This is a genomic window from Microbacterium sp. PI-SA-G, from assembly GCF_057215335.1.
In genome coordinates, this window is record NZ_CM170103.1 from 3,069,526 (window position 1) to 3,085,416 (window position 15,891).

14 protein-coding genes are annotated in these 15,891 nt (G+C 68.8%); 12 read left to right on the top strand and 2 right to left on the bottom strand.

Going from position 1 to position 15,891, the window contains the following annotated elements; translation table 11 throughout:
• Positions 1–1,122: 1,122 nt before the first annotated feature.
• The 4 genes from AC2D10_RS15065 (at position 1,123) to AC2D10_RS15080 (ending at position 5,593) form a co-directional block, all read left to right on the top strand.
• Entirely contained in the window at positions 1,123–1,392 is a 270-nt protein-coding gene (locus AC2D10_RS15065; RefSeq protein ID WP_484708824.1) for a hypothetical protein, read from the top strand.
• Between the two features lie 4 nt (positions 1,393–1,396).
• Positions 1,397–2,332, top strand: a complete 936-nt coding sequence (locus AC2D10_RS15070; RefSeq protein ID WP_484708825.1) for a hypothetical protein — start codon at positions 1,397–1,399, stop codon at positions 2,330–2,332.
• Positions 2,333–2,394: 62 nt separating this feature from the next.
• Positions 2,395–3,678: a peptidoglycan-binding protein gene (locus AC2D10_RS15075; protein WP_484708827.1), complete on the top strand. Its 1,284-nt coding sequence runs from the start codon at positions 2,395–2,397 to the stop codon at positions 3,676–3,678.
• On the top strand, positions 3,641–5,593 hold the full coding sequence (locus AC2D10_RS15080) for an ABC transporter ATP-binding protein/permease (RefSeq protein WP_484708828.1): 1,953 nt from the start codon (positions 3,641–3,643) through the stop codon (positions 5,591–5,593). Before AC2D10_RS15075 ends, AC2D10_RS15080 begins: the two co-directional genes overlap by 38 nt.
• Positions 5,594–5,630: 37 nt before the next feature.
• Here the strand turns inward: AC2D10_RS15080 and AC2D10_RS15085 are convergent, their stop codons facing one another.
• Both AC2D10_RS15085 and AC2D10_RS15090 read right to left on the bottom strand, forming a co-directional pair.
• Complete coding sequence (locus tag AC2D10_RS15085; RefSeq protein WP_484708829.1) at positions 5,631–6,116, bottom strand: YfbM family protein; 486 nt, start codon at positions 6,114–6,116, stop codon at positions 5,631–5,633.
• Between the two features lie 78 nt (positions 6,117–6,194).
• Positions 6,195–6,938: a GntR family transcriptional regulator gene (locus AC2D10_RS15090; RefSeq protein WP_484708830.1), complete on the bottom strand. Its 744-nt coding sequence runs from the start codon at positions 6,936–6,938 to the stop codon at positions 6,195–6,197.
• Positions 6,939–7,108: 170 nt separating this feature from the next.
• Between AC2D10_RS15090 and AC2D10_RS15095 the strand changes: the two genes are divergently transcribed.
• The 8 genes from AC2D10_RS15095 to AC2D10_RS15130 all read left to right on the top strand — a co-directional run bounded on the left by AC2D10_RS15095 (position 7,109) and on the right by AC2D10_RS15130 (position 15,870).
• Positions 7,109–8,038, top strand: a complete 930-nt coding sequence (locus AC2D10_RS15095) for a phosphate/phosphite/phosphonate ABC transporter substrate-binding protein (RefSeq protein ID WP_484708832.1) — start codon at positions 7,109–7,111, stop codon at positions 8,036–8,038.
• Positions 8,039–8,142: 104 nt separating this feature from the next.
• Positions 8,143–8,985, top strand: coding sequence for a phosphonate ABC transporter ATP-binding protein (phnC, locus tag AC2D10_RS15100; protein WP_484708834.1), 843 nt, complete (start codon positions 8,143–8,145; stop codon positions 8,983–8,985).
• Positions 8,982–10,718 carry a phosphonate ABC transporter, permease protein PhnE gene (gene phnE / locus AC2D10_RS15105; protein ID WP_484708836.1) on the top strand — a complete coding sequence of 579 codons (1,737 nt, stop codon included), beginning with the start codon at positions 8,982–8,984 and terminating at the stop codon, positions 10,716–10,718. The genes phnC and phnE overlap by 4 nt, the downstream gene beginning before the upstream one ends.
• Positions 10,715–11,863, top strand: a complete 1,149-nt coding sequence (locus AC2D10_RS15110; RefSeq protein WP_484708837.1) for a TIGR03364 family FAD-dependent oxidoreductase — start codon at positions 10,715–10,717, stop codon at positions 11,861–11,863. The genes phnE and AC2D10_RS15110 overlap by 4 nt, the downstream gene beginning before the upstream one ends.
• Positions 11,860–12,567, top strand: coding sequence for an HAD family hydrolase (locus AC2D10_RS15115; RefSeq protein WP_484708839.1), 708 nt, complete (start codon positions 11,860–11,862; stop codon positions 12,565–12,567). Before AC2D10_RS15110 ends, AC2D10_RS15115 begins: the two co-directional genes overlap by 4 nt.
• Positions 12,568–12,580: 13 nt before the next feature.
• The gene (locus AC2D10_RS15120) at positions 12,581–13,669 is read left to right on the top strand and encodes an alcohol dehydrogenase catalytic domain-containing protein (protein ID WP_484708841.1); all 1,089 of its coding nucleotides are present in this window, start codon (positions 12,581–12,583) and stop codon (positions 13,667–13,669) included.
• Between the two features lie 156 nt (positions 13,670–13,825).
• Positions 13,826–15,091, top strand: coding sequence for a CaiB/BaiF CoA transferase family protein (locus AC2D10_RS15125; protein ID WP_484708843.1), 1,266 nt, complete (start codon positions 13,826–13,828; stop codon positions 15,089–15,091).
• The gene (locus tag AC2D10_RS15130) at positions 15,091–15,870 is read left to right on the top strand and encodes an enoyl-CoA hydratase/isomerase family protein (RefSeq protein WP_484708845.1); all 780 of its coding nucleotides are present in this window, start codon (positions 15,091–15,093) and stop codon (positions 15,868–15,870) included. Before AC2D10_RS15125 ends, AC2D10_RS15130 begins: the two co-directional genes overlap by 1 nt.
• Positions 15,871–15,891 lie beyond the last annotated feature (21 nt).

The window sequence follows — 15,891 nt, forward strand, 5'->3', positions numbered from 1 at the left end:
ATACGACAGCGCATCGGGTTCTGTCACAGCTCATCCGGCGGGGTTTCGGAATGTCTTCTCAGATCAAGTGGTACGCATCATGGCGCAAGAAAGCAGCGAATGCGTTGCTCGCGCTCGTTCTATCCGGAGCTGGGGTGTTAGCGCTGGCTGGCCCTGCTGCGGCTGCCCCGAGTGACTGCGGCCTCGGCCTCCATTGCACCTATTCGGGCTACAACTATGGGAACGACGCGTGGCAACAGCCGTCTACGCATAAGTTTGAGAGTTGCGTCGATGATATGTACATCGGCTGGCGGTCGTACAAGAATGTCGCCTCGTCGGCATTCAATAACGGGAGAACGGACCGCTCTTATCTCTACACGGGCGCGTTTCAGACAGGAACCCGAATCCCGTTCGAACGAGGAATGGGCACTCCGAATCTCGGGACTCGCAACTTCAACGACACCGCTGAGTCGGGGTATTTTGAGTCGAATCTGTCGCGCGCTCGTGCGATCCTGTGCCGCTGATGTTCGACGGCAGATGCTGTGCATTCGCGATTATGTCGGCGTTCGTCCTGGCCGTGGGCTTGACGGGCTGTTCCGAACCCAGCGGCGAGAACAGTGCGCACGCTGCGAACCGAGACGAGTGGGTTATGCCGCTGAATGAGTTCTCCGTGTATCCGGGGGAGCTCGACAACTACGCCGAGCAACTCTTGATTGTCGACTGCCTTTCGTCCCAAGGATACGAGTGGCCCGTGCCGTGGCAGGACACTGATTTTTCGCAACCCGAGGGTTTCAACAGCATCGGATACCGTTTGTTTACGGAGGAGCTCGCGAAGAAGTGGGGCTATCATTTCGCACCACCGGCAGACGAAGAATCGTCGAAGTTATGGGACGAGTTCGTCTCGTTTGCAAACAGCTACTCGCCTGACGCGAATTCGACGACGAGTTCCTTCGCTGCCAAGACGAAGTGCGCGACGATGGCTCCTTCACCCACAACGAGGGGGAGAGCTATCTTGCTCAGTTGGCCATCCAAGCGGAGCAGGTTGCGTCGCAAGACGACGAGGTCCTGGCTGCTACCTCCCGATGGAGGGACTGTCTTCGACCTCGGGTGGAATTCACGGTGCCGCAGGATCCATGGTCAGGGATGCCCCCGAGCGACGCTGCGACGAAGTGGGGGGTCGGAAGTGGAGGGACCTCAGAGCCGTCAGCAGAGGAGATTGCAGCAGCCGTCGCGGACGCGGAGTGTCGGGACTCGAGCGGTATGAGCGCGGCGATGTATGAGCGTACGAGGCGTGAGCAGCAGAAACTTGTCGACGAGAACCGCGACAAGCTCGACCGGATCCGCGCTGAGGCGATCGAGCGAGAAGCGAAGATGCTTGAGATCGTCGCGGAGAACGCTCCGGCAGGTCCTTAGGCGAATGGACCAACTCACTGGCGATGGCTCGACTTCCCGCCGCTCCGGCGAGCGTGCCCGATCCTCCGCGGCCGTGGCGCTTGTGCTGAGCCTCTCGGTGGGTCTCGTTGGCTGCTTCGACGGCTCGAGCAGCGTCGACGGGTCTGTCAAGAATCGGGCGCTCTGGTCTCAGCCCCTCGACGAGTTCTTCGTATACCCCGTTGAACTCGACAACTATGCAGAGCAGCTGCTGATCGCCGATTGCGTCACCGCGCGAGGATACCGGTGGCCGGTGCCATGGCAGGACACGGAGTTCTCGCACCCCGAGGACTTCACTGCGCTCGGAGCGCGATTGTTCACGCCGCAGCTCGCAGAGAAATGGGGCTACCACTTCGCGCAGTTGGACGACAACCAGAGCGCGGAGCTGTGGCTGGAGTTCGCAGAGACCACGGACGCTTACTTCCCAAATGCGGAGTTGGACGATGCCCTCCTGAGCTGCACGGATCAGCTGCGTGACCGAGACAAAGACTTCGCCATCAACTTCGACGGCCAGAACTATCTCGCTGAGCTGTCCACACAAGCGCAGAAGGTCGTGGAACAAGACGCGGAGGTGGTGGAGGCGACCGCAGCATGGCGTGAGTGTCTGCAGCCGCAGGTCGATTTCTCGCTGCCTCAGGACCCATGGACAGAGATGCCTCCGAGCGCCGTTGCCCAGAAATGGGGAGCTGTGACCGGCGGCACCACCGCGCCGTCGGCACCGGAGATCGCAGCGGCGGTCGCGGACGCGGAATGCCGCGAGTCGAGCGGCCTGGCATCGCTTGCGTACGAGAAGAACTGGGCGGAGCAGCAGAAACTCGTCGAGAAGAACCGCGACAAGCTCGACCGGATCCGCGCGGACGCGATCGCGCGGAAGGCGAAGCTGCTCGAGATCGTCGCGGAGAATGCGCCGCCTGCACCATAGCGATTCCCGATACCGAGTGATCCAGCGACAAACCCGGGCAGCCGACCAGCAATGAGAGATTCATGACCAAGACAACCGTGCCGGACAAGACAACCGTGCCGGGAACGTCCAGACGATCGCGAGCGTTCGTTCTCGCCGGTGGGCTGGCGATCGTGCTTGCGCTCGGTGCCGGCTTTTGGTTCGCCGCGCAGTTCCAGTCGTCGGCACAGCAGGAAGCGAATGCCAAGGCTCCCGCGCCCGGCCCTGTGTTCGCGGAAGTCACGCAGGGATCCCTGGCCGGTGAGGTGAGCTTCGCCGGTCAGGTGGGGCCCTCGACCCAGACTCCGGTGACGGTCACTCCCGTCCCGAATGCATCGCTCGCCGTCGTCACAGGTCACCCCCTGGAGGCAGGAGCGACCGCGTCATCGGGTCAGGTGCTCACGGAGGTCAACGGTCGTCCTCTCTTCGGCGTGCAGTCGCCGTTCTCCTTCTACCGTGACATGGGCGTGGGAGACCGCGGGCCGGATGTCGAGGCGCTGCAGCGCGCGCTCGCGGCTCGGTCGTACCCGGTCACCGCCGACGGGCGCTTCGGCGCTGAGACGTCCGCCGCCGTCACCCGCTGGTATCGCGAAAGCGGCTACGAGCCGACCACTCGCAGCACGCCCGCCGACAAGACCACGCCGGGCGAGACGCCGAAACCCGAGGACCGCGATGTCGCAGCGCCGGCGCCGGCTCCCGCTCCCGCTCCCGCTCCCGAAGGGTACGTCCCCGTCGCCGAGCTCGTGGCGATGCCGACGACCACGGCCCAGGTGGTCCAGGGGGTGCAGGTCGGACAGCGTCTGGCCGTCGAAGGCCAGCCCGATCTCATCCTCGGCTCGGCAGATCTCGTCGTCACGATCACGGTGCCTGCCACCGATCTCGGCGACGTCGTCACGGGAGACGCAGCCACCATCTCCATCGACGGGGTCACGGTGGAAGGCACTGTCGGTGCCATCCCCGCCCCCGGCGCGGCGAATCCTGCGCCGGCTGCGGAAGAACCGGCTCCGCAGGGGGCGGCGGAAGACCCGGGATCGGAGCAGGCGGCGGAAGTCAGCTTCGCCGTCGTCCCCACCAGCCCGCTTCCGGCAGCCACCGGCCGCGCACGTGTGACGGTGACCAAGCAGATCGTGGCGGAGGACGCCTTGATCGTCCCGGTTCTCGCGGTCTCAGACCGGGGAGCCGCCAAGAACGTCCTGACGAAGCAGGAGAAGGACGGGTCTCTCGTCGAAGTTCCCGTGAGCGTTCTGGGCACTCTGCAGGGGGAGGTCGCCGTGGCGCCGCTGAAGCCGGGTGCCCTCACGGTCGGCGATCGAGTCCGGGTCGGCTGACGTGCCGCTGATCCAGCTGCGGGGCGTGCGTCGGACCTACGCCGCGACCGGCGTTCCCCGCGTGGAGGCACTTCGCGGTATCGACCTCGACATCGACCAGGGGGAGTTCGTCGCCATCGTCGGGCCGTCGGGCGGGGGCAAGACGACCCTGATGAACATCCTGGGTCTGCTGGATGACGCGACTGCCGGAACGTACCTCCTCGAGGGGGAGGAGGCGCGCGCCAGCGACGGACGCCGTTCCACGAGGGTACGGGCGCGCACGATCGGCTTCGTGTTCCAGGCTTTCCATCTGCTCGACGCCCGACCCGCCGTCGACAGCGTCGAACTGAACCTGCTGTACCGAGGGATGCCGCGGGCGGAACGGCGCGAGAAGGTGCTCCGTGCGATCGAGTCGGTGGGCCTCAGCGAGCACGCGTTCCAGAGCACGTCGACCCTCTCGGGCGGCCAGCGGCAACGGATCGCCATCGCTCGGGCGGTAGCTGCCGACGCCAGACTGATCCTCGCCGATGAACCGACCGGAAACCTCGACTCGACCAACGCGGCTCGCGTCCTGGATGAGCTTCAGCGCCTCAACGACGCCGGGGCGACGGTCATCGTCGTCACGCATTCCGCGGAGGTCGCGGCGCGTGCCCGCCGCGTGGTCCGCATCGCCGACGGCATGCTCGTCGCGGATGAGAGGCGAGCGGGTGCCTCGGCGGGCACCGAAACGAGAGCGCGGGCGAATCGCGCCGCCCCCGCGCACGATGACAGCCATCCACCGCCGAAGGGGCGCATCCGGCTCGCCGACATGCTGCGGGACGCCTGGGCCTCGGTGCTCTCTCGACGAACGCAGACGCTCGGTCAGGGGCTGGCTGTGGCGATCGCGGTGGCGCTGACGATCACGACCTTGGGACTGTCGGCGTCGGCCCGCGCACAGGTCTCGGCCACCTTCGATGCGCACCTGAACCGCGAGGTCTCGGCGCACTGGTCGACAGGTGTCAGCAACTCTCCCCTGATCGAGGAGACCCCCCAGCGAGCCGAGCAGTTGAGCGGAGTGGATGCGGTCGCGGTCGTCGTCGACCTCGGCGTGAGCACGGTCTCGACGTTCGCCGAGGCGCGGCAGGTCCAGCCACATGTGGCAGTGGGGGATATCGCATCGGCGGCGCGTCTCTCCATCGACGAGGCGCCTTGGCATCGGGGACCGCTCGAGGCGGGAGAGGCGTATATCGGAGACCTTCTCGCGAACGATCTGCAGCTCAGCAGCATCGCCGGTGCGCCCACGATCCTGATCGACGGCGAGGCATTCATCGTGGCGGGTGTCATCACCGAGTCATCCCGACTTCCCCTGCTGCGCGGAGAAGTGGTGCTCGGACCGCGCGAGGACCTCACCGCGAGGGGCCCCATCGATGTGACGCTGCTGGCGGTGACGTCGGCCGGCGCGGCACAGCAGGTCGCCGCCCAGCTGCCCGCTGCGCTGAACCCGTTCCAACCCGAGCAGATCGTCGTCGCGGCGCCGACCGACTCCGCGCAGTTGAGAGGGCAGATCGAACAGGGCGTTCAGGCCACGCTCACGGCGTTCACGCTGCTCGCCCTGATCGTGGCTGTCGCCGCTCTGATGAACGCCACGCTCCTGGCGGTCAACGCACGGCGCGGCGAGATCGGCATGCGCAAGGCTCTCGGAGCTCGGGATCGCCAGATCGGCGCGCTGATCACTCTCGAGTCGGCATACATCGGCCTGGTCGGAGGCGTCGCCGGACTCGTCCTCGGAATGGCGGCGATCCTCGTGGTGACCGTGACGCAGCGCTGGGCGCCCGTCTTCGACGTGGTCCTGCTCCCTGTCGCCATCGCTGTCGGGCTGATCGTCGGAGCCGGCGGGGGCGGATTGGCGTCGATCCGGGCGGCGCGTCTTCGCCCGGCGGAGAATCTGCGCAGCTGATCTCGCCGGAGCCTGCGCGTCAGCGCCAGCGTCAGCCTCAGAGGATGCTGATCACCAGGTGCTGGCCCTCGTCGGCGGCGCGGCGATGCACGGCCGTCACGGCATCCAGTGCATCGGCCAGCTCGGCCCGCAGTACATGCGGCTCGTCCGACCAGATGTTCGGGAAGATCCCCGCGGCGGCGAACGCCGAGAAGTCGGCCTGATGCAGCAGCGCCTCGCGGTCGAGCGCGTCGAGGGCGTCGATGATCGCGGGCACCTCGTCGTTCTCGGTGCAGCCGACGAAGTCATCCCCGCCGAGGGCGTGCACGCCGACCACCGACTCGCTGAGGGGATCGTCGTCGCGAGGGGCTACGGCCGAGGCACCGGTCAACAGGTAGTGCAGCCCGTCCCACATCGTGTCGAGGTACACGGTCGGCGCGCCCGTCGACTCCAGATCCTCGAGCGTCGAGACGAGGACCTCGGGTGCCAGCGACACCAGTCGATCGAGCGTCAGCTCATCCACCAGCGTGTACGCCGCGCGCATTCCCACTCGTCCATCTCCGATATATCGATTCGATCGGTTCGAATATACGGGTCGCATGCGACCCCTTCGAACGCGGCGTCACATTCCGACGGCGCGCATGTAGTGGCCGTCGGTCGAGATGCCCGACGCCGCCACCGTGAAGCGCACGACCTCGCTGAGGTAGCGGTCCTCCGACGCCTCGAAGATCGTGCCGTGCGCATCGCGCGAGGTGCGGCTGAGGCGGAGGATCGGGGCGCCCTGCGGCACCCGCAGCAGTCGGGCGTCCTGCTCGTCGGCCGCCACGGCGTCGATCACATGCTGCAGGCCGACGATGGGGTGCCCGTGCGAGCCCAGGTGCTCGGTGATCGACACCTTGTCGAGGTCGACCTCGAACAGCGTGCGTCCGACCGCCTCGGTGTAGAACAGGCGCTCGAGCATCGTGGGTCGCCCGTCGAGCAGGCGCAGCCGCACGACGCTCACGATCGTGTCGTCGGGACCGACGCCGAGCGCGGCCCCGTGGTCGCCCGCGCGACGCAGGCTCAACTCCTGCGTCTGCGCCCCCGGCGTGACGCCGAGGTCTCGGGCCCAGCGGGTGAACGGCACCGAGACGTCGACCGCCTGACTCTCCTTGCGCGCCACGACCCGTGCCGGACGCCCGCGACTGGTCTCGATCAGCCCCTCGCCGCGCAGCGCGCTCAGCGCATTGCGGATCGGACCGCGCGACGTGTGCCAGCGCGCCGCGAGCTCCGCCTCGGTCGGCACGTCATCGCCGGGGCGCAGTTCTCCCGAGGCGATCCGCTCGCGCAGCTCATCGGCGATCTGGGTGTACACAGCTTCAGTCACATAGGCACACTACTTGACCATGCGGCTGATCGGGGCCCCGTTATCCGGCCGTTCACCGGGGCGAATGCCGGGTGAACGAACTCTGAACAGTTCCAAGTTAGGTACATTTCTTCGGCTCGAGGCTGGAATAGTCATCCGTGGATCACCCCTCCCACCTCTGAAAGGTCCTCATGAAGCTTCGTGCTCTCCCCGCCCTCGCGGGCGTCGCACTTCTCGCGCTCGGTCTCGCCGCCTGCTCCGGCGGCGCCGAGGCGACCAGCACCCCGGACAGCGACACCGCCGCTTCGGGCAGCGGCTTCGCGGTCGACGAGAACACCCTCGTCTTCGGCGTCGTCCCCGACTCGGTCGACACCGAGACCAACTACCAGCCGCTCATGGACTACATCTCCGAGATCACGGGCAAGACCGTCGAGTACCACGAGTCCACCGACTACGCCGCGCTGATCGAGGCCGCTGTCGCCGGCAAGGTCGACGTCGCCTCGTTCTCGGGCTTCACCTACGTCACCGCCACCAACAACGGCGCGAAGCTCACCCCGATCTCCTCGATCGTCACCGAGGAGGGCCAGGAGCCCGGCTACTTCTCGCAGGCCATCGTGCCGGCGGACAGCGACATCGACAGCATCGAAGACTTCACAGGCAAGAAGGTCTGCTTCGTCGACCCGTCGTCGACGTCGGGCTACCTCTTCCCGTCGTACAACCTGCTCGAGGCCGGCATCGACCCCACGGCCGACATCACCCCGGTCTTCGCGGGCAAGCACGACGTCAGCGTGCAGAAGGTCGGCGAGGGCGTCGAGTGCGAGGTCGGCTTCGCCGAGGACTCCGAGGTCGAGAAGTCGGACGCCGTGAAGGTCATCGACGAGACCATGGTCCCGGGTGCACCCCTGGTGTACTCCTCGACGCTGCCCGACGACGTCTCGAAGCAGCTGATCGACGGCCTGGCCGAGATCACGATCGACGACATCATCGCGGCGGGTGTCGACGGTGCCGACACCGACGAGTTCCGCAGCGTGTTCTTCGCCACCCAGCCGGTGGACGACGCGTACTACGACCTCATCCGCGACATCTGCAAGGAGACCGAAGCGGAGCAGTGCAAGGCCTGACCCGGCCTGACTGACCCACGTGCGGAGCCGGTCGGGACGACATCGTCCCGACCGGCTCCCACTCCCATATCGACTCAGCCCAGCATCCAGGAGAACCGATCGCCATGAGCACCCCGACCGCCCCGGCCACCGACGCCGTCGTCCGCCTGACCGGTGTGACCAAGACCTTCGGTTCGACGACCGCACTGCGCAATGCCTCCCTCGAGGTGTCCCGCGGCGAGATCGTCGTCCTGCTCGGGCTCTCCGGCTCGGGCAAGTCGACGCTCCTGCGTCACCTCGACGGGCTGGAGCTGCCCACCTCCGGCGAGGTCGAGGTGCTGGGCTCCCGCGTTCCGACCCTTCGCGGTCGCGCCCTGCGCGGATTGCGCAGCCGCGTCGGCTTCATCTTCCAGCAGTTCGAGCTCGTGCCCTCCCTGACCGTGCTCGAGAACGTGCTGACCGGGTCGCTGTCGCGCGTCCGCGGTCCGCGTCTGGGCCTCTTCGGGTACTCGAAGGCGTCGAAGGTGCAGGCGCTCGAGCACCTCGATCGTGTCGGCCTCCTCGACCGCGCCTACCAGCGCAGCGACACCCTCTCGGGCGGCCAGCAGCAGCGCGTGGCGATCGCCCGCGCTCTGATGCAGAAGCCCGACATCCTGCTCGCCGACGAGCCGGTCGCCTCGCTCGACCCCGAGTCCAGCGACCAGGTGATGGCGCTGATCCGCGAGATCGCTGCTGACGAGGGACTCACGGTCGTCTGCAGCCTGCATCAGGTCGATCTCGCCATCTCGTGGGCCGACCGCATCGTCGGCCTGCGCCACGGCGAGATCGTGCTCGACACCCCCACCGGCGACCTCACCAAGGCCGAGGTCATGGAGATCTACGGTCGCGTCGCCACCACGACCGCCGAGATCACGGCAGTCGCCATGGAGCTGGTCGAGACCGTCACCGCCAAGGAGCCCGTCTCGTGACGCTGACCGCCCCGCCGTCCGGCCCCGCGACCCAGGGAGGTTCGGCGAGCGTCACCGCACGCGCGCCCAAGCGTCCGATCTCGCCCGAGCGCATCGCGGCCTCGCTCACGCTGGTCGCCCTCGTCGTGCTCGGCATCCTCGCCGTCGACGAGGTCGGCATCTCGATCCCGGCGATGGTGCAGAGCTGGGGCAACGCCGAGAACTTCATGGCCCGCGTCGGCGGGCTCTCGTTCCCCGAGCCGGGCGACCTGCTGTGGCTGATCGCCCTCACGGTCGGACTGGTCCTGATCGGCACGCTCCTCGCCGCGGTGCTCTCGGTGCCGGTCGCGTACCTCGCCGCCTCGAACACCACCCCGAACAACGGCTGGCGCGCCGCCGCGCGCTTCATCGGCGTGCTGACCCGGGCGCTGCCCGACGTCGTGCTCGCGATGGCGTTCGTGCTGATGTTCTCGCTCGGCACGCTGCCGGGCATCCTGGCGATCGGCATCCACTCGATCGGCATGATCTCGAAGATGTTCGCCGATGCGATCGAGCAGATCGACGAAGGGCCCCGTCTCGCCATCCGCGCCGCCGGCGGATCGAAGATGCAGGAGTTCAGCGCCGGCATCCTGCCGCAGGTGCTGCCCAGCTGGGTCGCGACCGTGCTGCACCGCAACGACATCAACCTGCGCGGCAGCGTGGTGCTCGGCTACGTCGGCGTCGCCGGTCTCGGGCTCGAGATGTCGTACGCCTTCAAGTCGCTCAACTACGGCAAGGGGCTCGGCATCGCCCTGGTCATCTTCATCCTCTGCGTGGCGATGGAGATCATCTCCTCGCTCGTGCGCGGCGCGATGCTCGGCCAGGAGCGGCAGACCCGGTCGTGGATCGACCGGATCATCCACCCGCGTCTCGGCGCCGCCGCGGCATCCGCTCCCGCCGGTCCTCCGGCCTGGGCGCGGAGCCCGCAGACCGCGGTGCGTCGCCCGTGGACCCCGCAGCGCGTGCGCAACACCGCGGCCGGCATCGTGGCGGTGCTGGTGGTGCTCGGCAGCGTCGTCGTCAGCGACATCAACTGGATGGACTTCGTGACCTTCTGGGCCAAGCTGCCCGAGGTCGCGGGTAAGTTCTGGCCGCCGTCGTTCGGCAACTACGAGGCCGCCGCCATGATCGCCGCGATGCGCGACACGGTCGCCATCGCCCTGGCCGCGACCGTGCTCACGCTGCTGCCCTCGCTGATCCTCGGATCCCTCGCCGCGAGCAACGTGGCCCCCAGCCGGGGCGCGCGCGGCGTCGCCCGATTCCTGCTCGTCGGAATCCGCGGCATCCCGGAGCTGATCCTCGCGATCGTCCTCGTCGTGATCACGGGACTCGGACCGCAGGCCGGTGTCATCGCTCTCGCGATCGGCGGCATCGGGCTGCTCGGAAAGCTGATCGCCGACTCCTTCGAAGAGGTCGATCGCGGCCCCGAACGGGCACTGCGTGCGGTTGGCGCCACGCGCCTGCAGACCTACACCTCGGCCACGGTGCCGCAGGGCGTGCAGGCCCTCATCGGGCACAGCTTCTACATGCTCGACACGAACATCCGTGCGGCGACGATCCTCGGCATCGTCGGTGGCGGCGGAGTGGGCTACTACCTGCTCAACGCCAGCCAGGGATCGCGCTACGAGACCGTCACCGCGATCGTGCTGATGATCCTCGTCACCGTGCTGGTCGTCGAAGGACTCGCGATGTGGATGCGCAAGGTGTTCCGTTGAGCGCGGCGGAGAGCGGCACCGACACGGCCGACGTCGTCGTGGTCGGCTCCGGCATCGTCGGACTCGGTGCCGCGTATGCCGCCGTGCGCCGTGGGCTGCGCGTGATCGTGGTCGACCGCACCGACGGGCCGAGCGGCGCCACGGTGCGCAACTTCGGTCACCTCTGCATCGGCGCACAGGGCGGGGAGGCCCGGCGCTACGCCGACGTCTCGCGTGAGCTGTGGCTGCGTCTCGCGCACGACGCCGGGTTCTGGCTGCGTGAGTCGGGCACGCTCGTCGCAGCACGCCATGCCGATGAGCTCGCGGTGCTCGAGGCCGCTGCCCCGACGGGCGGCATCCGCATGCTCGACGCTGACGAGCTGCTGCGTCTGGCACCGTTGCGGCGCGAAGGACTCCTCGGCGGCGCCCACGTCGAGCCCGACCTGCAGACCGATCCGCGGGCGGCCGCGGGCGCCATCGTGCGGCATCTGACCGGGCTGGGCGTCGACTTCCGCTTCCGCACCGCCGTCACGGCGTTGCGCGCGGGGCAGGTCGAGACCACGCGGGGAAGCATCCGCGCGGGGCACACGGTCGTCGCCGTCAACCACGACATCGACCAGCTACTGCCTGAGATCGCCGAACGCCGCGGCGTGCAGCGCTGCGCTCTCGACATGATGCGCGCGGCGGTCACCCTGTCGCATCCGCTCGCCGCACCCCTGCTCACCGGCTGGTCGCTCGTGCGCTACGGACGATTCGCCGACATGCCCGAGACCGCGCAGCTGCGCGACCGACTGCACACCGAACGCCCCGATCTCGCGGCGCTCGACCTCAACCAGATGTACACGCAGCTGCCCGACGGCTCGCTGATCATCGGCGACTCGCACGCGACCGCCGTGAGCACGTCGCCGTTCCAGCCCGAGGCGGCCTTCACGGCGTTCCTCACCGAGGCCGAGGCGCTGTTCGAGATGCCGAGTCCGCGGGTGCTCGAGCGGTGGCAGGGCGTGTACGCCAAGGCCGCCGGCGAGTTCCTCATCGAACGCAGCGATGCGGGGGCGCTGGTGCTCGCCGCCACCACCGGCATCGGAATGACCACGGGTCTGGGGCTCGCCGAAGAGAATCTCACCGCCGCCTTCGGGTGGGCACCCGCAATGGAAGGAACATCATGACCACTCCTCTCGAACTCGTCGTCCTCGACATGGCCGGAACCACAGTGCTCGACGACGGTGTCGTGGAGCAGGCGTTCCAGCGCGCCGCCGAGCGCACCGGAGTCGCCGACCGGATGCCGTGGGACGAGGCGCTCGGGTACGTGCGCACGACCATGGGGCAGTCGAAGATCGACGTCTTCACACATCTGTCGGGCGGAGATGTCGCGGCAGCCACGCGGGCGACCGCCGCGTTCGAGGGTGCTTACGCCGAGATCGTCGCCGAGCAGGGCGTCAGCGAGATCCCCGGTGCTGCGGACGCGATCCAGGGGCTGAAGGATGCCGGCCTGTCGGTCGTGCTCACCACCGGCTTCGCCCCCGTGACCCGCGACGCGCTGCTCGACGGACTCGGCTGGCATGGACTGATCGATCTGGCGCTGTCGCCGGCGGACGTCGGTCGCGGACGCCCCGCGCCCGATCTCGTGCTCACCGCGCTGATCCGCACGCAGACCTCGTCGGTGCACGCGGTGGCCGTCGCCGGCGACACCGCGACCGACGTCGAGACCGGTCGCCGCGCGGGTGCCGCCTTCGTCGCCGGTGTGCTCTCGGGCGCCCATGATCGTGACGCGCTGACGGCTGCGGGAGCCGATGCCGTGCTCCGCGACGTCACCGAACTGCGCACGGCGTTCATCGAGCGCGGGCTGCTGCGTCTCGTCGCCACTGCCTGAGACGACGGATGACATGGGTACGCTGCTGATCCGTCCGCCCGGACACCGCCGCGACGTCACGCTGCGTCCCGCCGCCACCGCGATGGTGTGGACGGGCGTGGGGCAGCCGCATGAGACGATCGCCGTTCCCGGTGTCGCCCTCGCGGATGCCGACGTGCTGGTCGCGATCGAGATGTCGACGATCTGCGGCTCCGACGTGCACACCGTGCAGGGGCGTCGGTCGGCGCCCACCCCGCTCGTGCTCGGCCACGAGAGCGTCGGTCGCGTGATCGCCATCGGCGACGAGGGAGCGCTCGCCGTCGACGGCACTCCGCTGCACATCGGCGACCGCGTGGTGTGGTCGGTCACGGTGTCGTGCGCGAGCTGCGACCGCTGCCTGTGCGGGATGCCGCAGAAGTGCCGCACCCTCGGCAAGTACGGGCACGATCGCATCGGCACCCACGGCGACCTCACCGGCGCGTTCGGCAGTCACATGCAGCTGCGCGCGGGCACCGCGATCGTGCGCGTGCCGGAGGCGCTTCCCGCGTCGGTGCTCGCGCCCGCCTCCTGTGCGACCGCCACCGCGTGGTCGGCCGTGGCCCGCGCCGCACGCTGGCGCGACCTCGACGGGGCGGCGGTCCGCGTCCACGGTGCCGGTCTCGTCGGCCTGTCGGCTGCGGCGATCGCTGCCGAGCTGGGTGCGGATGTCGAGGTGCACGACCCGAACCCGCAGCGCCGTGCGCTCGCCGCGCGGTTCGGCGCGGGGGAGCTCGACCGCGAGCCCGATGTGGTGATCGAGGCCTCCGGTCACGCCGTCGCCGAAGCCCTCGCCGGCGTGACCGTCGGCGGAGTCGTGGTGCTCGTGGGCAGCGTGTTCCCCGCCGACCCGGTGCCGTTCGATGCGGAGAGCATCGTGCGACGACTCGTCACCGTCACCGGGGTGCACAACTACACCGGCGCGGAGCTGGCGGAATCGGTGGCGTTCCTCGCAGGCCGCGGCCGCGCGTATCCCTTCGCCGAGGCCGTGGGCGCGGTGCGTTCGCTGGCCGACATCGACGACGCGATCGAGGCGGCTTCCGCTCCTGGAGCCCCGCTGCGGATCGGGCTCGTCCCGGGGCACTGAGTCTCGCGCGGGGTGGGCGCTTCGACAGGACCCACCGCCGATGATGTGTGCGATTGACACATACCCCTTCGGCAGGGCTCCTGCGAGTCTGGGTGGACGGCCGGATCGCCCGCCACCGTCGACGCCGCCGCGGGCGTCGCAGAAGGGACCACATCGATGATCGACGACGAGCTGCGCGCCCGACTGGAAGCCCTCGGCGGGATGGATGCCGGCCCCGGTGCCCTCGACGGGGTGGTCGTGATCGACGTCACCCGAGTGGTCGCCGGTCCGTACTGCTCGATGATCCTCGCCGACCTCGGCGCCACCGTGATCAAGGTGGAGCACCCGGACGACCCGGACTACACCCGCAGCTTCCCGCCGATGCTCGCGCGTGAGGACGCCGACCCGTTCAGTGGGTTCTTCGCCCAGTACAACCGCAACAAGCTCGGCGTCTCCCTCAATCTGCGCCATGCCGAAGGGAAGGCCGCGCTGGAGGACCTCGTCGCGAAGGCCGACGTGCTCGTCGAGAACTTCCGCCCCGGCACGATGCACCGGCTCGGACTCGGTCACGAGCGCCTGCGCGAGATCAATCCGCGCCTGGTGTACGCCGCGCTCAGCGGCTACGGCCAGACGGGGCCCTCTCGCGGGCGCCCCGCCTACGACAACAGCGCACAGGCGACGGGCGGGCTGTGGTCGATGAACGGCCCCGCCGGCGGACCACCCACCCGCGTCGGCACGATCATCGGCGACCTCGCGGCCAGCCTCTACGGCGTCATCGGCGTGCTCGCCGCGGTCCGTCACGCGGAGCGCACCGGCGAGGGGCAGCTCGTCGACGTGTCGCAGCAGGATTCCGTGCTCACACTCACCGAGAACGCCGTCGTGTCGTACACGACGGAGGGGGTCGTTCCGGTGCCGCTGGGCAACCAGCATCCGTTCGTGCGGCCCTATGAGTTGTTCGCCTGCCGCGACGGGTACGTGTTCTTCGGCGGCTACACCGACAAGTTCTGGCGCATCTCGTGCGAGACCTTCGGGTCCGACGACGACTACGCCGCGCACCCGGATCTGCACCGGATGGCCGACCGCTTCGACGCTGTCGTCTACGCCGAGCGCGTCAAACCGATGGTGGAGCGCTGGTTCGCCGATCGCACCAAGGCCGAGCTCGAAGCCCTCGCCGGCGACCTGGTGCCGCTCAGCGCCGTGAAGGACATCGCGGAGGTCGTCGCCGACCCGCAGATCGAGGCGCGCGACATGGTCGTCGACAGCGATTACCCCGGGTACGGACCGCTGCGCACTTTCGGCTCGCCGGTCAAGCTCGACCGCACGCCGCCGCGCGCGCGGGGTCTCGCGCCCGACGTCGGCGTGCACACCGACGCGGTGCTGCGCGACCTGCTCGGCTACGGCAGCGATCAGATCGACGCGCTCCGCGCCGCCGGGACGATCTGATGGGGCGCGTGCGCCTGGACCGCGACGGGGCACTGGCCGTCATCACGATCGATCGCCCCGAGAAGCTCAATGCGCTGACTCTCGCGATGTACGAGCAGCTCGGCGAGGCGTTCGCCGAGGTGCGCGATGATCCGCGCATCGGTGCGGCGATCCTCACCGGCGCGGGGGAGCGGGCGTTCTGCGTCGGCGCCGACCTCAGCGAGTCGATCCCGGCGCTCACCGATGGCCGTTTCGACATCAGCGAATGGGATGCCGCCCACCAGAAGAACTCCGCCCTCGACAAGCCCGTGGTCGCCGCGGTCAACGGCCTCTGCCTGGGCGGCGGCTTCGAGATCCTGCTCTCCACCGACATCCGCCTCGCCGCCGACGATGCGCAGTTCGCGCTGCCCGAGACCGGCGTCGGAGTGGTGCCGGCCGGTGGCACGCTGGTGCGGCTGATCCGTCAGATCCCGTACGCCTGGGCCATGGATCTGATGCTGCGCGGTTCGATGATCGACGCGGCGACCGCCCTGCGCTACGGCATCCTGAACCAGGTCGTGCCCGCGGACGAACTGCAGTCCGCAGCAGTGTCGGTGGCCGAGGATCTGCTGACGCGAAGCCGCACGGCTGTCGCGGCGGTGAAGAGCGCCGTGCGCGCGCTCGCCGATCTGCCCGAGGCTGAGGCGTTCGCGCTCGAGGCGCGCCTGGGGCAGGCGGCGTTCACCAGTGCCGACGCCCGGGAAGGGCTGGCGGCGTTCGCGGAACGACGCCGGCCGGTGTTCCCGTCACACGGGGTCTGACGCGAACGGGCGCCCGGTGAC